The sequence below is a fragment of the Rheinheimera baltica genome (assembly GCF_030731985.1).
GTDB classification, from domain to species: domain Bacteria; phylum Pseudomonadota; class Gammaproteobacteria; order Enterobacterales; family Alteromonadaceae; genus Alishewanella; species Alishewanella baltica.
This window is the reverse complement of record NZ_JAPJDY010000002.1, coordinates 73,690-91,166: the sequence shown is the minus strand read 5'-3', so window position 1 is coordinate 91,166 and position 17,477 is coordinate 73,690. Positions and strand designations below refer to the sequence as shown.

Genomic DNA, 17,477 nt, shown 5'->3' with positions numbered 1-17,477 from the left:
TTCAGTTATCCAGCTTACTAAGTAATTTATCCAGTTTTGCTTCAATGCGTGCCAGAGTCGCCGCCAGATCATCAGTGACTTCTTCAGTAACGGGGGTTGAGGGGGAGGCACGGTTAATCTCTGACGCAAAAACAGGGTTACTGCGCCAGTGTTGGTAAGCAGCAAACAGTTGTTGCGGGGCTAACTGCCCCGCTAAACGAGCTCTAAATAGTGCCAGGCTAGGTGTTTTACCTTCTTGCTGTAACTGAGCCGCGACTTGTTGCATCAGTTGTATAGTATCTGACATCACTTATGCCTGTTTGACTAACAATTGGTGAAATTTACCATTGTTTGTTCTTTAAGGATAGTAAGTTTATTTTAAGTTGCTGTTTTTAAACATTTAAATTTCTGGCATAGGCTTTGCAAATTTCATTGTAGGCCTTGAAGCCAAATGTAATGTATAAACAACACAGGAAAATCATTATGTTAGGAAAAATTTTTGTTGCAGCCGCATTGGCAGTAACCTTATCTGGATGTGTCGTAGCGGTTGGCGGAGATCATGATTTTGACGATGACAGTAGTTGGAAAAAAACACAGCGCTATAACCAGGAGCAAGTCAATAAGTTAGTATTGGAAATGTCAGCCGAAGATATCCGTACATTAATGGGTAAACCAGATTTCAGTGAGTCATTTAATAAAGACGGTGAGACAGTACAAGTGTTGTTTTATCGTACACATCACGATAAAAGCGATGGTAAAACCACGAAAGAAGAATGCACACCGCTTATTTTCAAGCAAAATAAACTGGTTGGCTGGGGCGATAAAGCTTATCAATATCTGTAAACGCTGTTTTGACTATCCTGCTGCTTAGTGCAGCAGGATATTAAGCTCATCAATAACCTCACTCCAGTCAGCATCTTGTTTGAGTGACTCACGTATAAAAACCGCCTGTGCTGTCGACCAAAACGGTGCGTCTTGAATTGACAGGTTGGACGCCAGTTTATGCTGTCTAATAAATGTATGTATGGCTTGATCCGAACTCTCTAAGCCCAACTGAGTAAACAATGTTTGCAATGTGTGTGCTGAGGTGTCCATAACAATTCCTTGGTGGAGAGATGTACGTTAAGCATAGTCAGTTTTGCAAAATCTTGCGTTCAAGTGCTGCTTGGCAATTATTAACCGTACTGCTATGGTGGTTAAAAAGAAAACAATAAAGCAGGGGGAAATATGATAACTGAGCAAAGCACCGTTGAATTGGAGCGGCTTAAAGCCGTGTTGCTAAGTGCTGATGAGTTAAAACTGGCAGCATCAATTTTGTATCAGTCTTATTATGATGACCCACTGTTTATGGAAATTTTTCGTGCCGAAAAGCCCGATTATGAGCAACGGTTGCGTGCAGCCATTCGGGAAGAACTCAATACATTTTGGCAAGCCCAGCAGCCCATGGTGGGTTTGTTTCTCGGCGAACAACTTTATGGTGTAGCCTGTGTTATCGAGCCAGACTCCGGTATAGGCGCCGGTCGTCTGTGGCACTGGCGGTTAAAGATGCTGCTAACTGCTGGTTATGTATCAACAAAGCAGTTATTAGATAAAGAGCAAAAAATTCATGCCGCTATGCCAGCTGAGCGGTATCACATGTTAGCGTTTATTGCCGTATTACCTAAACAGCAACATTTGGGGTTGGGGCACTATCTGATTCACGCTGTTGACTCTATCGTTGACAAAGACCAAAGTTCTGCGGGTATTGGGGTGTTTGTCACATTAGACAAATATCGGGCGTTTTTTGCCGATGATAAGTATCAGGTCGTGAGTGAGTTAGCGTTTAATACCGTTAAAGGCAGCTTAATGTTTCGGCCTAGACAACAACTTTCAAAGTAAGTGTACATGAAGACATTTCGTCGTTTTAGCGAGTTTTATCCGTATTATTTAACTGAACACCGCCACCCTGTATGTCGTGCTATGCATTACATCGGCAGCAGTTTGGTGATCATAGTATTGTTATACGTTCTGTTAAGCCAGCAATGGCAATGGTTATGGCTGCTGCCAGTAATCGGTTATGGTTTTGCCTGGTTAGGGCATTTGTTATTTGAACATAATAAACCCGCTACCTTTAGCTATCCATTTTACAGTTTGGCTGCCGATTGGGTAATGCTAAAAGACTTTTTAACCGGGCAGCTAAAACATAAGCTGCCGGTTGAGACAAAAGGCCCTAATTAATTCGGTATGCCGGTAAATTAAACGCCGCCAGACGCATACCGTTTAATTGTAATTCTGCCTGATAACGGCTTTCACCATCACCGCTAAAATCAACCTGATAAATGGTGATAAAACGCAACTTGCCGTTTATTTTTTTTAGGCTGTGGCCGTTGCGCCCACAATCAAGCATTTGTAGCTGCTGCTGCTGACATAGCTGGCTAGCAACCACAATAGCGCGTTCGTCTTGCTTGCGTTGTAACCAGAACATATAACAAATGGTGCTGATAACCAGCAGTAGTAATACTGACCCCATGGGTTCCTCCTGAAACTATTGACTGATCATGCTGCTAGTTTGGCTAATTTACAAGGGCTGGCTGCAAGGTTAGCTTGTGGTAAACTGGCAAGCATCAAATGAGGTGGTTATGTCAGACGAAGTTAAAGGGTTGTTGTCCGAGCTGGAAGCTGAACTTAAGCAGCAGGAATTATGGTGTTTGCAACCCGCCAATCCCGTTGCCTTGGCAAGCACTATGCCGTTTTGCTGTGACACCATGCCCTTAGAGCAATGGCTGCAGTTTATTTTTATACCGCGTATTCAGGCATTGCTCGACGGCAACCATGGCTTACCTAATAAAATCAGTATATTGCCGATGGCAGAAGAAGTATTTAAACAGCGGGGAGAGGTTTTAGCACCGCTGTTGGCAATTATTTCACGCATAGATACAACCCTGTCGGATGATGTATGAGTTCAGCTGAGCCTTTTGTATTAAACGCGCCGCTAACTATCTTGTATCAAGACGATTTTATTGTTGCGATAGATAAGCCCAGCGGTATGCTGGTTCACCGCTCGTTTTTAGATAAACATGAAACTGTCTTTGTTATGCAGACACTGCGCGACCAAATTGGCCAACATGTTTTCCCTGTGCATCGTTTAGACCGTCCTACGTCTGGCGTTTTGTTGTTTGCGCTTTCAAGTGATGTTGCACGATTACTGGGTGAGCAGCAAGAGCAAAAGTTATGGCGTAAAAACTATCTTGCTGTTGCACGAGGTTTTTTGCCTGATGCGGGAGAGTTGAATTATGCCCTCAAAGAAGAATTGGACAAAATTGCCGATAAATTCAGCCGTGATGATAAAGCCCCGCAAGAAGCCATTACGCGCTATAAACCATTGCAATACGTTGAGCTACCTATCCCGGTGAGTAAATACCCTGCAGCCCGTTATTCGTTAGTGGCTATGCAGCCTATAACCGGCCGAAAACACCAGCTTCGCAGGCATTTGGCGCACTTGCGTCATCCTATCGTTGGCGATACTAGTCATGGTGATGGTAAGCACAATGCGTTGTTTAAACAGCACTTTGATTGCCGGCGTTTGTTATTAATTGCCAAGCAGTTACAGTTGCCACACCCCGTAAGTGGTGAAACTTTATGCCTAAGTGCAGGTCTTAACGAGCTTGAGCCGCTGTTTGCCCAGTTTGGTTGGCCGGTAGACGAGCACTATTACCAACAACAATTTGAAGAATTTTTTGCGGAGGATAAATGGCAAAAATAGCAGTAATCGTAGGGACGGTATACGGCGCAGCACAGTATGTTGCGGAAGAGGCAAAAGCATTACTCGCTGGCTTGGACCATGAGGTTAATTTGTTTGAAGAAGCTAAACTGGATGAGGTATTAGCGTTTCATGCCGATATCTGGCTGGTGATTACGTCTACCACTGGGCAGGGCGATATTCCAGATAATGTTTTCCCTTTCTTTCTTGATGTACAAAATCGCTTCCCGCTGTTAACCGGTAAACACTTTGCCGTTATTGCACTTGGCGACAGCAGTTACGATACTTTTTGTGGTGCTGGCGAGCAGTTTCGCCAGCTGTTAACTGAAATACAAGGCACAGAACTTGCGCCCATGTTACGTATTGATGCGGGAGAGACCTTAGAGCCTGAAACAATAGCGCTGCCCTGGCTACAGCAGCAGTTTTCTTCTTAACAATACTTATCCAGTTTGTTATAGGCTTTTGCGCCCGGCGCTGTTAGTGCCGGGTCGTTTTTTTCGGCCAGTTTGTCTACCCACATTGCGGTAGCACCACAAACCGCAATCGGCATAACAAATAAATTAAATAGTGGGATCATGCAGCCAATGTTTACCGTTATGCCAAAAGCAAAGCTATTGCCAGGTTGGCTGCGCAACTGCTGGCGCATAGTATGAAATGGAATTTTATGGTTATCGTATGGGTAGTCGCAGTACTGAATAGCGATTAACCAGCTGGTAAATAAAAACCATAAAATTGGCCCTACTACCGGCAAGAATAAAAACAACACAAACAAAATTATTGCCCGAGGCAGGGCATAAATAAATTTTTGCCATTCCCGGCCTAGCATGCGGGGTACGTCGTGCATAAAAGCAGCAAAGCTTACATTCGGCAAGGTTTTTCCGGTTAAGTGTGCTTCAACTTTTTCACTGAGCAAACCGTTAAACGGCGCGGCGATAAAGTTTGCTATCATAGTAAAGGTATAGGCTAGGCCTATCACCAACGTCATTACCCCAAGCGGAATAAGCAGGTATTCCAGCCAATGCAACCAGCCAGGCAAGTATTGCTGTACGGCAGCAACCATGGCATTGACCTGCTGCAGCAAAAAATAAAACGCAAATGAAAACAGCAACAAATTAATGCTTAACGGTACCAGCACAAAACGCTTCAAACCTTTGGTATGGATCAAACTTACGCCACGGAAAAAGTAGTACATTACATCACCTGAATAAATATCTGCGACCGCTCTGATGGCAGTATAAGGGGTGTTGTTAGATATTGGCGTAACGGTTACCTAATTTTTGGTAACAGAATATAACGCAACACACAGGTTGCTGGCTTTTGTATCTGGTTTTTATGCTAGAATACGATAAGTTTTTAGCCGCAGCGCGGTATTATTGGTTTTACTGACAACATAAATTAAGGGTGAGATATGGCGATGTTAGGTTCTGCGCTGGTATTTGGCTTAACGACACTGTTTTTACTGACAGGTTTGTCCTGTTTGTTCTCTGCACTGCTGGTACCCGCTGAGATTGGTCCGGAGAAACGTTTTGAAAAGCGTTTAGAGTACGGCATATTTACATTAGTTGGTTTGGTAGGCTTTGGCGTGCTGATGGTGATTGGTTAATCACGTGCCAGTAATAAAAACGGCAGCTTTCGGCTGCCGTTTTGCATTTATACTTAATGCTATTCTATGCTTCGAAGCAGGGCATTAATGCCTACTTTAGCTCGGGTTTGCGCATCGACTCTTTTAACAATAATTGCGGCGTATAAACTGTGGCTTCCGTCTTTGCTTGGTATTGTACCCGGCACAACAACCGCGCCCGCTGGCACGCGGCCATAAGTTATCTCGCCTGTTTCGCGATCATAGATACGCGTGCTCTGGCTGATGTATACGCCCATTGAAAGCACAGCGCCTTCTTCAACAATAACGCCTTCGACTACTTCAGAGCGCGCACCGATAAAGCAGTTATCCTCAATAATGGTCGGGTTGGCTTGCAAAGGCTCAAGTACGCCACCAATACCGACACCGCCGGACAAGTGCACGTTTTTACCAATCTGGGCACAGCTACCTACTGTTGCCCAGGTATCAACCATAGTGCCTTCGCCAACATAAGCGCCGATATTCACGTAGGAGGGCATTAGCACGACGTTTTTTGCGATGTAGCTGCCACGGCGAACAGCTGCCGGAGGCACTACGCGTACGCCGTCTGCCCGGAACTGTGCATCTGTATAATTGGCATATTTCATTGGCACTTTGTCAAAAAAGCGATTCTCAGCGCCGTCCATTACCGCATTGTCATTAATACGAAATGACAATAATACGGCCTTTTTAAGCCACTGGTGTACTACCCACTCGCCGGCAATTTTTTCGGCAACGCGGGCGCTGCCGTTATCCAGCATGCTGATGGCCGATTCAACCGCGTGTTTTACTTCGGCAGAAACGGTGGTAGGTGTGATATCGGCGCGTTGCTCAAATGCCTGTTCAATAATGCTTTTTAACTCTGACATTGTACCTTTTAGCCTTCTGTTTGCTGTGAAAGTTGTTCGATAAGTGCCCGCCTCAGTGCGCTTTGTTGCTCACTGGATAAGGCTTGATCGTCGCTATTTGAAATCATAAAAAAATCTTCTGCCCGTTCGCCGATGGTGGTGATCTTGGCCGCATGAATATTGACATCGCAGCGCTGAAACACTTCGCCAATATTGGCCAATAACCCTGGCGTATCCAATGCCGCAAGCTCAATCATAGTGCGTTTACTGGTGTTGCCCGGTAAAAACACCACCTTGGGTGGCACACTAAACTGACGCATCTGGCGTGACAGCTTAGTCTTTTGCCGCGATAGGTCCGGCTTGCCAGCAATAAACAGTTCCAGTGCGCGTTTAATGCTTTGCTGGCGTGACGGTGAATTTACCGGATCACCGTTTTGCTCCAGTACCACGAAGGTATCCATGGCATAACCGTCTTTGTTGGTCATGATCTGGGCATCAAAAATATTCACTTTCTTGCTGTCTAGTGCAGCCACTAAGCGAGCAAACAATTTGGGTTGATCCTTGGTGTAGATAAATACCTGAGTACCGCCGCGAATGGGTGCTTTGCTAATCAGTACCAGCGGTTCGTCCGGGTTTTTGTGCCGTAGAATATGCTCGCCATGCCAGGCAATTTGTTTGGCGCTATAGCGGGCAAAATAGTCGGCTTTAATCCGGCTCCATAAATGCAATATTTCACTTTCGCTAAAGGTTTGTTTTAATAGCATTGGCATAGCTTCAGCTTGGTTTTCCCGAATTAGATCGCGTAAATCCATTGGTTTTTCCAAGCCGCGGCGAAACGCTTTTTGAGTGGCTAAAAACAGTTCGCGTAGTAATGAACCTTTCCAGTCATTCCATAAATTGTCGTTGGTGGCGCGGATATCGGCCAGGGTTAAACAATACAGGTAGTTAAGTCGGGTTTCGTCACGGACTTTTTCAGCAAACTCTGCAATCACAGCAGGATCATGAATATCCCGCCGTTGTGCAGTAACCGACATTAATAAGTGATGTTCTACCAGCCATGCAATCAGCTTACTGTCAAATTCACCGAGTTTGTGCAACTTGGCAAATTCACGCACGTCCATCGCGCCTAATTCGGAGTGATCGCCGCCACGGCCTTTGGCAATATCATGAAAAATACCGGCTAAATACAATAGCTCGGGTTTTTCCATTTTCTTTACGATATCGCTGCACAACGGAAATTCGCTTTCGTGTTCGCTAAGCGTGTATTTATAAAGATTTTTTAATAAACGGTGTGTATGTTCATCTACAGTGTAAGCATGAAACAAATCAAACTGCATCTGGCCGACAATATTACGCCACTGTGGTAAATAGGCTGCCAATACACCGTAGCGGTGCATCAGGGTAATGGCTTTGTCCATGCCGCGTGGATGGCGGATAATGGCTAAAAATAGCTGGCGGCAGGCTTCGTAGTCTTGTAAATCGCCCATTAAGCGTCGGCGCACCTGACGAATAAGACGCATAGTGGATGAGTGTATGCCGGCAATATTCGAGTTGTTGGCAATATGCCAAAACAATCGCAACAAGTTGTCACGTCTGGCGAAAATAGCGTTGTCACGAGCCACAATTAAGTGCCCCTGCAGCTCAAAGTAGTCATCTAGTAGCAGGGTTTTAATTTTTGTTTTGTGGTTCAAAATACTGCCGTCAAAATGCTGTAGTAGCATTTCGTTCAGTTCACTTACCCGTTGCACGGTGCGGAAAAAACGTTTCATCATGCGTTCAACCGATGCTTTGCCATCAGCACCAAAGCCAAGGCGTTCAGCAACGGCAGGTTGGTAATCAAATAAAATGCGGTTTTCGTTGCGGCCTGCTTCAATATGTAGCGCAAAACGCATTTGCCACAGGTAGGCTTCACACTCCATCAGTTCCTGATATTCATCTTCAGTCAGATACTGATAGGCAACCAATTCTCGCATGGTGCGGGTTTGAAAATGTCGTTTCGCTACCCAGCCAATGGTTTGTATATCGCGCAAACCGCCTGGGTTAGCCTTTAAATTGGGTTCAAGGTTATAGGCGGTACCATGATATTGCGCATGACGTTGTTGTTGTTCGTGCCGTTTCGCTTGAAAAAAAGCCTGACTGGTCCAGAAACTGTCTTTGCTGACGTCGGTTTGTAATTGCTCATACAGCGGTTTATTACCAGTGAGCAGACGCATTTCCAGCAAGTTTGTCGCTATGGTTATATCGTCTTTGCCCAATTTCATAGACTCTTTGAGCGTACGAACACTGTGGCCTACTTCGAGGCGTAAGTCCCACAGTGTGGTGATAAACTGGCCTATAGCGTCCTGCTGTGCAGCAGATAAACGGCCATCTGCCAGAATAAGCAAGTCAATATCTGAACACGGGTGCAGCTCGCCGCGGCCGTAGCCGCCGACGGCAATTAAACATAAATCTTTATTTTTATGCAGCTCAAATTTATGCCACAACTGCACTAACACGTCGTCAATAAAATGGGCGCGGGCTTTAACAAGGGTATTAACCGGATGCTGAGAAAAACTTTTGATTAACCACTCATGAAAATCGGCGAAGTGCTTTTTATAGCCCTCCAGGCTGTAACTATCAGGAAGCGTTTTGCTAAAGGTTATCGCCTGGCTCATGCTAATGCTCCGTTGTGGGGTTATTCTGCGGTTAAAATCCGCTCGATAGTGTCATCGCTGCGCAGGGTTAAAATTTCGCAGCCCGTATCAGTAACTAAAATGGTATGCTCAAACTGAGCTGAAAGGCTGCGGTCTTTGGTTACCACTGTCCAGCCATCGGCTAACAATTTACTGTGGCGACCACCGGCATTAATCATTGGCTCTATGGTTAAACACATACCGGTTTTTAGCATTTCACCGGTACCGGGCCTGCCATAATGCAATACTTGCGGATCTTCGTGAAACACTGCGCCAATACCGTGACCGCAATATTCGCGAACAACAGAGTAGCTATGTGCCTCTGCATGCTGTTGAATAACATGGCCAATATCACCTAAACGCACACCGTTTTTGACTTTTTTCAGCCCCAGATACATGCACTCTTGTGTTACCCGAATAAGTCGTTCGGCCATAATGCTATGCTTGCCTACAACATACATGCGCGAGGTGTCACCATGATAGCCATCTTTAATTACTGTAACGTCGATATTGATAATATCGCCTTCTTTCAATTTCTTATCTGCCGGAATGCCGTGACAAATAACCTGATTCACTGAGGTGCAAATCGATTTGGGGAAGCCATGGTAGTTTAGTGGTGCAGGGATGGCTTGTTGCTCGTTAACAATATAATCATGGCAAATGGTGTTTAGCTCATCGGTGGTGACACCGGCTTTAACATAAGGCGTTATCATTTCCAGAACGTCTGCAGCCAGGCGGCCTGCAACGCGCATTTTCTCAATTTCAGCTGGGGTTTTGATGCTTGCTGTCATGCCATCTCTCTCTTAGGTACCGCCAGATTAATGCACTGGCCGTACTGCTGCAAAAATACACATTTGATTGTGTTTGTAAGGTGTCTATGGTATAAAGCGCGCCGCAAATTAGCAAATCGCATTACCTTATATTGCAGAACCTTTTGTTCTTAATTAAAGATAACACGGCGCTGATAGCGAAATTAAACACAAAACACACATGTATCGACACATATACCGGGGTGCTTTGCTTTGCACTGAACAACAGTCAGACCAAGGTCGGCATATGGGATACATGGAGGCTTAACCCCTTATACAGGAAAATAAATCATGGCAAAAGTTTCTATGCGCGACATGCTCCAGGCGGGCGTGCACTTCGGTCACCAAACTCGTTACTGGAACCCAAAAATGAAGCCTTTCATTTTTGGTGCGCGTAACAAAGTACATATCATCAACCTGGAACAAACTGTTCCTATGATGAACGATGCACTGGCATTCATTCAGCAAGTAGCAGCGAAAAAAGGCAAAATCCTGTTCGTTGGTACTAAACGTGCTGCATCTGAAGCAATCAAAGAAGCTGCAAGCAAGGTTGACCAGTTCTACGTAAACCACCGCTGGTTAGGTGGTATGTTGACTAACTGGAAAACAGTTCGTCAGTCAATCAAGCGTTTAAAAGACCTGGAATCGCAAAGCCAGGACGGTACTTTTGACAAGCTGACCAAAAAAGAAGCTTTAGACCGTACCCGTGAAATGGACAAGCTGGAAAAGAGCTTGGGCGGTATCAAAGATATGGGCGGTTTGCCAGACGTACTGTTCGTTATCGATGCTGACCATGAACACATTGCTATCAAAGAAGCAAACAACCTGGGTATTCCAGTTGTTTCAATCGTTGATACCAACTCTGATCCAAAAGGCGTTGACTATGTCGTTCCAGGTAACGATGACGCGATCCGCGCTATCCAGTTATACCTGGGTGCAGTTGGTCAAGCTATCCTGGAAGGTCGTGACAAAAACATCGAAGTACAGGCAGAAGCTGAAGCCTTCGTTGTTGAAGCAGAGTAATTTCTCTGTCATTAGCGCAAGCTAAGCTTGCGCTGACGCAGTGCAAAATTGCGACAGGGGCCTAGGCCCCTGTTTGTCTAACCAGAATTATTACGAGGGAAGCTCCCATGGCTGTAACTGCCGCTTTAGTTAAAGAACTTCGCGAGCGCACTGGCGCTGGCATGATGGATTGTAAAAAAGCACTGGAAGAAACTGCCGGTGATATCGAAGCCGCAATTGATGCGATGCGTAAAAGTGGTTTGGCCAAAGCTGCCAAGAAAGCTGGCCGTATTGCTGCAGAAGGTACTATTATCACTCGCGTTGCGGACGGTTTAGGTTTAGCCGTTGAATTCAACTGCGAAACCGATTTCGTTGCCCGTGATGCAAGCTTCCTGGCTTTTGCCAACGCAGTTGCTGACTTAGCACATGCAAACAAGTTATTTACCGCAGAAGCTATCTTAGCCGCTGATTTAAACGGTACTTCAGTTGAAGATACTCGCGCTACACTGGTTGCTAAAATTGGTGAAAACATCAACGTACGTCGCGCTGCGGTAGTTGAAGGTGCGGTTATCGGTCAGTACGTTCACTCAGGTCGTATCGGTGTATTAGCCGTGTTAGACGGTGGTAACGAAGACATCGCTAAAGACGTTGCAATGCACATTGCTGCAAACAATCCTGGCTTCTTAACACCAGACGACGTACCGTCTGATGTTGTTGATCGTGAGCGCGAAATCCAAATCGATATCGCCGTTAACTCAGGCAAGCCAAAAGAAATTGCTGAGAAAATGGTTGCAGGCCGTATGAGCAAGTTTACTGGCGAAGTAAGCTTAACCGGTCAGCCATTTGTGAAAGACCCATCAGTATCTGTTGGTGATTTCCTGAAGCAAAGCAGCGCCAAAGCCGTATCATTCATCCGTTTAGAAGTGGGTGAAGGTATTGAGAAGAAAGAAGAAGACTTCGCTGCAGAAGTTGCTGCTCAAATCGCAGCAGCTAAGAAGTAATTTATTCTTCTGCCTAACGGCAAAACCCGCTAGAATAACCGCGGCTTTCGGTCTTAACGACCGGGTCGCGGTTTTTTTTACCCGCAATATCCCTAATTTACCAGCACTACGAGGATGTCATGAGCACGAATCCAAAACCGACTTACCGCAGGATCTTATTAAAACTCAGTGGCGAAGCACTGATGGGCGATGAGGGCTTTGGTATTGACCCCAAAGTGCTGGACCGTATGGCGCAGGAAATCAAAGAACTGGTTGAACTTGGCGTTCAGGTGGGTATTGTTATTGGCGGTGGCAATATCTTCCGTGGTGAAGGCCTGGCTAAAGCGGGCATGAACCGTGTTGTTGGCGACCACATGGGCATGTTAGCTACAGTGATGAATGGTCTTGCTATGCGTGATGCACTGCACCGCGCTTACGTTAATGCCCGCATGATGAGCGCCATTCCGTTAAATGGTGTGTGTGATAACTACAGCTGGGCTGAAGCGATAAGCTTGTTAAAATCAGGCCGTGTTGTCATTTTCTCTGCCGGTACCGGTAATCCGTTTTTTACCACAGACTCAGCTGCATGTTTACGTGGTATCGAGATTGAAGCTGATGCGGTACTAAAAGCGACTAAAGTTGATGGTGTGTTTTCTGCAGACCCGGTTAAAGACCCCAGCGCTACACTATATAGCCAACTTACCTATAATGAAGTGTTAGATAAAGAACTTAAAGTGATGGATTTAGCGGCATTCACTTTGGCTCGCGATCATAATCTGCAAATTCGGGTGTTTAATATGAACACCGCCGGCGCGTTAAAACGCGTGATTATGGGCGAGCAAGAAGGCACGGTAATCGACCACGCGGAAAATTTACAGTAAACTAGTGCGCTTAGTACAGTTTCATGCAACAGCAGCAACGAATAAACAAGGATAAAGATCGTGATTAACGACATTATTACAGACAGCAAAGTGCGGATGGAAAAGAGCGTTGATGCGCTTAAAGTACAATTAACTAAAGTGCGCACGGGTCGTGCCCATCCAAGCTTATTAGACGGTATTTCCGTATCTTACTACGGCAGTGATACGCCACTGCGTCAGGTAGCTAACGTATCAATTGAAGACGCCCGTACTTTAGCCATTACTGTATTTGATAAGAGCATGGCGGCGGCAGTAGAAAAAGCCATTATGGCCTCTGACTTGGGGTTAAATCCAATGTCTGCTGGCACGGTCATTCGTGTGCCGTTACCTGCACTTACAGAAGAGCGTCGTAAAAGCTTGGTTAAGTTAGTGCGTGGCGAAGCTGAAGGTGGCCGTGTTGCCGTGCGTAATATTCGCCGTGATGCCAATGCTGATTTAAAAACGCTGCAAAAAGACAAAGAAATTAGTGAAGATGATGAGCGCCGCGCAGCCGAAGAAATTCAAAAAATCACCGACATCTTTGTGAAAAAAATTGATGAAGTATTAGCTGATAAAGAAAAGGAACTGATGGAAGTGTAATTTACACTTCTGTTAATGTATCAGCGTCGTGACGCTTGGGCTTTACGGCGCTTTTTTCTATTTGGCAGTTTAGTATTGCACGCAACAAAGTAAATCAGCACAGACTGATTCTCTAAAGTTAAGGACAGGTCGCACGTTATGACTGCATTGACGCAGCTCAACCCGCAAAGTTTGCCTAAGCATGTGGCAATTATTATGGATGGTAACGGTCGTTGGGCACAGCGGCAGGGTAAACCACGGGTTTGGGGGCATAAAAAAGGCGTAGAAGCCGTGCGTCGCAGCGTCAGTTTTTGTCGCGAGCTTGGCATTGAATCGTTAACGCTGTTTGCGTTTAGTAGTGAAAACTGGCGCCGGCCTGATGAAGAAGTTTCAACGCTCATGCAGCTGTTTCTGCTGGTGTTACAAAGTGAAGTGAAAACATTGCATAAACACAATGTGAGATTGAAAGTGGTTGGCGATTTGTCACCCTTTAGTGATAAATTGCGGTTAAGTATCGATAAAGCCGAACAGCTTACGCTCAATAATACTGCACTTACATTAAACATTGCAGCGAATTATGGTGGCCGTTGGGATATGGCCAATGCAGCAAGAAATCTGGCAATTCAAGTAGAGCAGGGAGCACTTGCCGCCGAACAAATAGATGAGCAATTATTTGCTCAACATGTGCAGATGCATGATCAGGCGGAGGTCGATCTTCTTATCCGAACTGGTGGCGATTTACGCATTAGCAATTTTTTATTGTGGCAAGCCGCATATGCTGAATTTTGGTTTACTGAAACCTTATGGCCAGATTTTGATCAGCAGGTATTTTCAGAAGCGCTAGCTACTTTTGTCAACCGAGAGCGACGCTTTGGTTGTACCGGTGAGCAAATCCGGCAACTGGCGACGCAAGGTAAAGGATAACGAGATTGTTTAAACAACGGGTTATTACAGCATTGATTTTGGCGCCATTAGCATTATTGGCAGTATTTTATTTGCCCCTGGCTGGGTTTGCGTTGTTTATTTCAGGCGCGTTTTTATTAGGGGCATGGGAATGGAGTGGTCTTTGTAGTTTAGCCAACAACGCCATGCGGGCTGTTTATGTTGGCGTAACCGCCGTTATTTTTGGTGTGTTGTATTGGCAATTGCCTGCACAAGTACTTTGGCCACTAGAACACAATGTATTGTTAAGTAGCTTGCTGCTAGCGGGCGTTTGTTGGTGGATTCTGGCAGTGGTGTTAGTGCTCACTTACCCAAGAAGTCAAACTTTTTGGGCGAAAAGTGATTGGGGTAAAGCTTTAATGGGGTGGTTAACGCTAATCCCAGCCTGGGCAGCTATTTTGTTCATCCGTTCAACCGATTATACCTCATCCACTTTTACCGGTGCTTGGTTAATATTCTGTTTACTTGCATTGGTATGGGCGGCCGATATTGGCGGTTATATCGTTGGTAAGCCATTTGGTAAGCGTAAGTTATTGCCACGCGTTAGCCCCGGTAAAACAGTGGAAGGTATGTTAGGTGGTTTGGTACTGGTCGCTGTTGTTGTGACAGTCGTTGCTAAGTTGCAAGGTTGGCCGGCCCAACTTTGGGTTTGGTATGTTTCGGCATTTTTCCTGACCATACTATCGGTGTTTGGTGATCTTACCGAAAGTATGTTTAAACGCGTTGCCGGAAAAAAAGACAGTGGTGCGTTTTTACCCGGACACGGCGGAATTTTAGATCGTATTGATAGTTTAACGGCCACAGCACCCTTGTTTGCGATTATCGTGGCTGTTTTTGGCGGTTTTTACTGATGCGTCAGGTCGTTATTCTTGGCTCTACCGGGTCTATAGGTGTCAGTACTTTGTCGGTACTAGCGGCTCATCCAGACGAATATCAGGTCTTAGCACTGACAGCTGCGACGCAATCCGACAAGCTGTTACAGCAGTGTCTTGCAGTAAAACCACGTTTTGCTGCGATGCTTGATACGGATGCCGCCAATAGATTAGCAACTGAGTTAGCATTGGCAGGGTGCAAAACAGAAGTGTTATCGGGCATAGATGCTCTGTGTCAGTTAGCGGCGCACCCGGATGCCGACATTGTTATGGCTGCAATTGTTGGTGCAGCAGGATTGTTACCGACGCTGGCAGCCGTAGAACAAGGTAAAACGGTTCTATTGGCAAACAAAGAAGCACTGGTGATGAGTGGTGAGCTGTTTATTAGCAAAGTAAAGCAACATGGTGCAACACTTTTGCCAATTGACAGTGAGCACAATGCTATTTTCCAGTGTTTGCCACCAGGCTTACAACAGCATACCCATGACCAGACGCTAAAACATTATGGCATCAGCAAACTGTTGCTAACCGGTAGTGGCGGTCCTTTTCTCAATACACCGCTGAACCAATTTAATGGCATTACTCCAGAGCAAGCCATTGCGCATCCAAATTGGAGTATGGGGCATAAAATTTCAGTCGACAGTGCCACCATGATGAATAAAGGCTTAGAGTTTATTGAGGCACGGTGGTTGTTTAACTGCAAAGCTGACGATATCGAGGTGGTTATTCACCCACAAAGCATTATTCACTCGATGGTCCAGTACACTGATGGGTCAGTATTGGCTCAGTTAGGCCAACCCGATATGCGCACCCCAATTGCACATGCACTTGCCTTTCCAAACCGTATTGCCAGCCCTGTAGCGCCATTAAACTTTAAACAAATGTGTGATTTCACCTTTTCTGAACCTGAGCCTGAGCGATATCCCAACCTGTATCTTGCAATGGCTGCTTGTGCTTATGGTCAGGGCGCAACGACGGCACTTAATGCGGCGAATGAAATAGCGGTGGCGGCATTTTTGGCTGGGCAAATACGGTTTACCGATATTGCTCGACTGAATTCAATGAGTCTTGAACATTTTGCTGACTTTAGGGTCAGTACACTGGATGATATATTGGCGCTCGATGAAGACGCACGCCAACAAGCGCAATTACTGCTGAGGAAGTTAATTTAATGTCCGGTGCGATTTGGAATTTAATGTCGTTTATTGTCGCACTGGGGATACTGATAACTGTGCACGAATTTGGTCACTTTTGGGTGGCGAGAAAAAATGGCGTGCTGGTAAAACGTTTTTCCATTGGTTTTGGTAAAGCATTATTACGCTGGCGAGATAAGCAGGGAACCGAGTTTGTTATTGCGGCAATCCCGCTTGGTGGCTATGTTCGCATGCTGGATGAACGAGTAGATCCGGTATTACCGCAGTTTAAAGATTCGGCGTTTAACCATAAAACGGTTTGGCAACGCATGGCTATTATTGCTGCAGGCCCAGCCGCGAATTTTATCTTTGCCATAGTGGTGTTATGGCTAATGTATATGGTTGGCGTACAAACCATGCGGCCAATTATTCAGGATGTTGCGCCACAATCTATTGCGGCTTATGCCGGTATTTCGCCGCAACAACAGATTGTCTCCGTTAATCAGCACCAAGCTACCGATGTTAGTAGTGTGAATCTGTTATTAGTAGAACAAATTGGTGACGATACCATCACATTAGGTTTAAAAGACATCGTTACTGAGCGACGTTACAACGTTGAGTTGGATATCCGTGCCTGGCAGTTTGATCCCGAGACACAAAGTGTATTCTCTAGCCTGGGCCTTGGCCTGGCAAGGCCACAGGCGCTGACTGAAATTGCCAGCGTTGCCAAAGGCTCTGCTGCGCAAAGGGCCGGTTTACAAGTCAATGATAAAATACTGCGGATTGCAGATGAAGACATCATTGATTGGAATCAGTTTCAGCAGATTGTCGCTAATGCACCGGAAAAAGCGCTAAGCCTTGTCGTTGCACGAGACGGTAATGAATTAACACTAATTGCAACTCCTGAGCTTGTGCAAGCCTCCGATGGTTTTTCTCAAGGTGTACTTGGTGTTACGCCTAAAGTAAGCGAATGGCCACCCGGCGTACTTTACACTCAGCGTTACGGTGCTTTCGCTGCGATTGGCGCGGGTGTGTCGCACACCTGGCAGCTGACACGGTTAAGTTTTGCCATGATTGGCAAGCTGCTGACGGGAGATGTGTCGGTAAAACATTTAAGTGGCCCTATTTCTATTGCTCAGGGAGCAGGTGCCACGGCCAGTATAGGCTTGGTAGCTTTTTTATCGTTTTTAGCACTGATAAGTGTTAACTTAGCCGTCATTAATTTGTTGCCGCTTCCCGTGCTGGATGGCGGACACTTAATGTATATGCTGCTGGAACTAATACGCGGTAAACCTGTCTCTGAAAAGACACAGGAAATAGGTTTCAAGTTTGGTGCGCTTATCCTGCTGGTGTTAATGGGAATTGCGCTGCTCAACGACGTTTCTCGTTTGTAAATAACTAATCA

Annotated in this window: 22 protein-coding genes; 15 read left to right on the top strand and 7 right to left on the bottom strand. The window is 45.7% G+C overall.

Annotation, left to right across the window (positions count from 1 at the left end; genetic code table 11):
- Position 1: 1 nt before the first annotated feature.
- Positions 2 to 286 (bottom strand): hypothetical protein, encoded by a 285-nt coding sequence (locus ORJ00_RS03330; RefSeq protein WP_306138981.1) that lies wholly within the window; start codon positions 284 to 286, stop codon positions 2 to 4.
- Positions 287 to 462: 176 nt separating this feature from the next.
- On the opposite strand from ORJ00_RS03330, the gene ORJ00_RS03325 reads away from it, so the two are divergent.
- Positions 463 to 822: a DUF3192 domain-containing protein gene (locus ORJ00_RS03325; protein WP_027669818.1), complete on the top strand. Its 360-nt coding sequence runs from the start codon at positions 463 to 465 to the stop codon at positions 820 to 822.
- Between the two features lie 24 nt (positions 823 to 846).
- On the opposite strand, the gene ORJ00_RS03320 is transcribed toward ORJ00_RS03325, so the two are convergent.
- The gene (locus ORJ00_RS03320) at positions 847 to 1,074 is read right to left on the bottom strand and encodes a DUF2789 domain-containing protein (protein ID WP_027669819.1); all 228 of its coding nucleotides are present in this window, start codon (positions 1,072 to 1,074) and stop codon (positions 847 to 849) included.
- 132 nt (positions 1,075 to 1,206) lie between these two features.
- Between ORJ00_RS03320 and ORJ00_RS03315 the strand changes: the two genes are divergently transcribed.
- Positions 1,207 to 1,857 (top strand): GNAT family N-acetyltransferase, encoded by a 651-nt coding sequence (locus tag ORJ00_RS03315; RefSeq protein WP_306126160.1) that lies wholly within the window; start codon positions 1,207 to 1,209, stop codon positions 1,855 to 1,857.
- A gap of 6 nt (positions 1,858 to 1,863) precedes the next feature.
- A complete protein-coding gene (locus ORJ00_RS03310; RefSeq protein ID WP_305975080.1) occupies positions 1,864 to 2,196 on the top strand; it encodes an Mpo1-like protein in 333 nt (110 codons plus the stop codon).
- Here the strand turns inward: ORJ00_RS03310 and ORJ00_RS03305 are convergent.
- Positions 2,189 to 2,488 carry a DUF3301 domain-containing protein gene (locus ORJ00_RS03305; RefSeq protein WP_027669822.1) on the bottom strand — a complete coding sequence of 100 codons (300 nt, stop codon included), beginning with the start codon at positions 2,486 to 2,488 and terminating at the stop codon, positions 2,189 to 2,191. The two genes, ORJ00_RS03310 and ORJ00_RS03305, sit on opposite strands and share 8 nt — an antisense overlap.
- 109 nt (positions 2,489 to 2,597) lie before the next feature.
- Here ORJ00_RS03305 and ORJ00_RS03300 point away from each other — a divergent pair, with 109 nt between their 5' ends.
- Genes ORJ00_RS03300 through ORJ00_RS03290 form a run of 3 tightly spaced genes read left to right on the top strand, consistent with a single transcriptional unit; the run spans position 2,598 to position 4,152 of the window.
- Positions 2,598 to 2,918 (top strand): YqcC family protein, encoded by a 321-nt coding sequence (locus ORJ00_RS03300; protein WP_306136817.1) that lies wholly within the window; start codon positions 2,598 to 2,600, stop codon positions 2,916 to 2,918.
- Positions 2,915 to 3,721 carry a tRNA pseudouridine(65) synthase TruC gene (gene truC, locus ORJ00_RS03295; RefSeq protein ID WP_306138980.1) on the top strand — a complete coding sequence of 269 codons (807 nt, stop codon included), beginning with the start codon at positions 2,915 to 2,917 and terminating at the stop codon, positions 3,719 to 3,721. Before ORJ00_RS03300 ends, truC begins: the two co-directional genes overlap by 4 nt.
- A complete protein-coding gene (locus tag ORJ00_RS03290; protein WP_305975083.1) occupies positions 3,709 to 4,152 on the top strand; it encodes a flavodoxin in 444 nt (147 codons plus the stop codon). The genes truC and ORJ00_RS03290 overlap by 13 nt, the downstream gene beginning before the upstream one ends.
- Here the strand turns inward: ORJ00_RS03290 and cysZ are convergent.
- Positions 4,149 to 4,910, bottom strand: coding sequence for a sulfate transporter CysZ (gene cysZ, locus ORJ00_RS03285; RefSeq protein WP_305975085.1), 762 nt, complete (start codon positions 4,908 to 4,910; stop codon positions 4,149 to 4,151). The genes ORJ00_RS03290 and cysZ overlap by 4 nt on opposite strands.
- Positions 4,911 to 5,126: 216 nt before the next feature.
- Between cysZ and ORJ00_RS03280 the strand changes: the two genes are divergently transcribed.
- Positions 5,127 to 5,321, top strand: a complete 195-nt coding sequence (locus ORJ00_RS03280; RefSeq protein WP_027669827.1) for a hypothetical protein — start codon at positions 5,127 to 5,129, stop codon at positions 5,319 to 5,321.
- 59 nt (positions 5,322 to 5,380) lie between these two features.
- Here ORJ00_RS03280 and dapD read toward each other — a convergent pair whose 3' ends face one another.
- The 3 genes from dapD to map are packed head-to-tail and all read right to left on the bottom strand — an operon-like array spanning position 5,381 to position 9,647.
- Complete coding sequence (dapD, locus tag ORJ00_RS03275; RefSeq protein WP_306138979.1) at positions 5,381 to 6,205, bottom strand: 2,3,4,5-tetrahydropyridine-2,6-dicarboxylate N-succinyltransferase; 825 nt, start codon at positions 6,203 to 6,205, stop codon at positions 5,381 to 5,383.
- Between the two features lie 8 nt (positions 6,206 to 6,213).
- Positions 6,214 to 8,838 carry a bifunctional uridylyltransferase/uridylyl-removing protein GlnD gene (gene glnD, locus ORJ00_RS03270; protein WP_306138978.1) on the bottom strand — a complete coding sequence of 875 codons (2,625 nt, stop codon included), beginning with the start codon at positions 8,836 to 8,838 and terminating at the stop codon, positions 6,214 to 6,216.
- 20 nt (positions 8,839 to 8,858) lie between these two features.
- Entirely contained in the window at positions 8,859 to 9,647 is a 789-nt protein-coding gene (gene map / locus ORJ00_RS03265) for a type I methionyl aminopeptidase (RefSeq protein WP_306138977.1), read from the bottom strand.
- Between the two features lie 309 nt (positions 9,648 to 9,956).
- Between map and rpsB the strand changes: the two genes are divergently transcribed.
- The 8 genes from rpsB (at position 9,957) to rseP (ending at position 17,466) form a co-directional block, all read left to right on the top strand.
- Positions 9,957 to 10,688: a 30S ribosomal protein S2 gene (rpsB, locus tag ORJ00_RS03260; RefSeq protein ID WP_305975089.1), complete on the top strand. Its 732-nt coding sequence runs from the start codon at positions 9,957 to 9,959 to the stop codon at positions 10,686 to 10,688.
- Between the two features lie 107 nt (positions 10,689 to 10,795).
- The gene (gene tsf / locus ORJ00_RS03255; RefSeq protein ID WP_306137699.1) at positions 10,796 to 11,668 is read left to right on the top strand and encodes a translation elongation factor Ts; all 873 of its coding nucleotides are present in this window, start codon (positions 10,796 to 10,798) and stop codon (positions 11,666 to 11,668) included.
- 119 nt (positions 11,669 to 11,787) lie between these two features.
- Positions 11,788 to 12,528, top strand: a complete 741-nt coding sequence (pyrH, locus tag ORJ00_RS03250; RefSeq protein ID WP_027669833.1) for a UMP kinase — start codon at positions 11,788 to 11,790, stop codon at positions 12,526 to 12,528.
- Positions 12,529 to 12,588: 60 nt separating this feature from the next.
- Positions 12,589 to 13,146, top strand: a complete 558-nt coding sequence (gene frr, locus ORJ00_RS03245; RefSeq protein WP_027669834.1) for a ribosome recycling factor — start codon at positions 12,589 to 12,591, stop codon at positions 13,144 to 13,146.
- A gap of 138 nt (positions 13,147 to 13,284) precedes the next feature.
- Positions 13,285 to 14,049, top strand: coding sequence for a polyprenyl diphosphate synthase (gene uppS, locus ORJ00_RS03240; RefSeq protein WP_306138976.1), 765 nt, complete (start codon positions 13,285 to 13,287; stop codon positions 14,047 to 14,049).
- Between the two features lie 5 nt (positions 14,050 to 14,054).
- Positions 14,055 to 14,918, top strand: a complete 864-nt coding sequence (locus tag ORJ00_RS03235; protein WP_305975093.1) for a phosphatidate cytidylyltransferase — start codon at positions 14,055 to 14,057, stop codon at positions 14,916 to 14,918.
- Positions 14,918 to 16,111: a 1-deoxy-D-xylulose-5-phosphate reductoisomerase gene (gene ispC, locus ORJ00_RS03230; RefSeq protein ID WP_306138975.1), complete on the top strand. Its 1,194-nt coding sequence runs from the start codon at positions 14,918 to 14,920 to the stop codon at positions 16,109 to 16,111. Before ORJ00_RS03235 ends, ispC begins: the two co-directional genes overlap by 1 nt.
- Positions 16,111 to 17,466 (top strand): sigma E protease regulator RseP, encoded by a 1,356-nt coding sequence (gene rseP, locus ORJ00_RS03225; protein WP_306138974.1) that lies wholly within the window; start codon positions 16,111 to 16,113, stop codon positions 17,464 to 17,466. Before ispC ends, rseP begins: the two co-directional genes overlap by 1 nt.
- Positions 17,467 to 17,477: the final 11 nt, after the last annotated feature.

Excerpts from the sequence above, each read along its gene's own strand:
- dapD (WP_306138979.1), bottom strand. The coding sequence starts at position 6,205 with ATGTCAGAGTTAAAAAGCATTATTGAACAGGCATTTGAGCAACGCGCC.
- ispC (WP_306138975.1), top strand. The coding sequence starts at position 14,918 with ATGCGTCAGGTCGTTATTCTTGGCTCTACCGGGTCTATAGGTGTCAGT.
- uppS (WP_306138976.1), top strand. The coding sequence starts at position 13,285 with ATGACTGCATTGACGCAGCTCAACCCGCAAAGTTTGCCTAAGCATGTG.
- tsf (WP_306137699.1), top strand. The coding sequence starts at position 10,796 with ATGGCTGTAACTGCCGCTTTAGTTAAAGAACTTCGCGAGCGCACTGGC.
- pyrH (WP_027669833.1), top strand. The coding sequence starts at position 11,788 with ATGAGCACGAATCCAAAACCGACTTACCGCAGGATCTTATTAAAACTC.
- truC (WP_306138980.1), top strand. The coding sequence starts at position 2,915 with ATGAGTTCAGCTGAGCCTTTTGTATTAAACGCGCCGCTAACTATCTTG.
- ORJ00_RS03315 (WP_306126160.1), top strand. The coding sequence starts at position 1,207 with ATGATAACTGAGCAAAGCACCGTTGAATTGGAGCGGCTTAAAGCCGTG.
- map (WP_306138977.1), bottom strand. The coding sequence starts at position 9,647 with ATGACAGCAAGCATCAAAACCCCAGCTGAAATTGAGAAAATGCGCGTT.
- ORJ00_RS03300 (WP_306136817.1), top strand. The coding sequence starts at position 2,598 with ATGTCAGACGAAGTTAAAGGGTTGTTGTCCGAGCTGGAAGCTGAACTT.
- ORJ00_RS03305 (WP_027669822.1), bottom strand. The coding sequence starts at position 2,488 with ATGGGGTCAGTATTACTACTGCTGGTTATCAGCACCATTTGTTATATG.
- ORJ00_RS03290 (WP_305975083.1), top strand. The coding sequence starts at position 3,709 with ATGGCAAAAATAGCAGTAATCGTAGGGACGGTATACGGCGCAGCACAG.
- ORJ00_RS03310 (WP_305975080.1), top strand. The coding sequence starts at position 1,864 with ATGAAGACATTTCGTCGTTTTAGCGAGTTTTATCCGTATTATTTAACT.
- ORJ00_RS03330 (WP_306138981.1), bottom strand. The coding sequence starts at position 286 with ATGTCAGATACTATACAACTGATGCAACAAGTCGCGGCTCAGTTACAG.
- rseP (WP_306138974.1), top strand. The coding sequence starts at position 16,111 with ATGTCCGGTGCGATTTGGAATTTAATGTCGTTTATTGTCGCACTGGGG.
- cysZ (WP_305975085.1), bottom strand. The coding sequence starts at position 4,910 with ATGTACTACTTTTTCCGTGGCGTAAGTTTGATCCATACCAAAGGTTTG.
- rpsB (WP_305975089.1), top strand. The coding sequence starts at position 9,957 with ATGGCAAAAGTTTCTATGCGCGACATGCTCCAGGCGGGCGTGCACTTC.
- ORJ00_RS03325 (WP_027669818.1), top strand. The coding sequence starts at position 463 with ATGTTAGGAAAAATTTTTGTTGCAGCCGCATTGGCAGTAACCTTATCT.
- ORJ00_RS03280 (WP_027669827.1), top strand. The coding sequence starts at position 5,127 with ATGGCGATGTTAGGTTCTGCGCTGGTATTTGGCTTAACGACACTGTTT.
- glnD (WP_306138978.1), bottom strand. The coding sequence starts at position 8,838 with ATGAGCCAGGCGATAACCTTTAGCAAAACGCTTCCTGATAGTTACAGC.
- ORJ00_RS03320 (WP_027669819.1), bottom strand. The coding sequence starts at position 1,074 with ATGGACACCTCAGCACACACATTGCAAACATTGTTTACTCAGTTGGGC.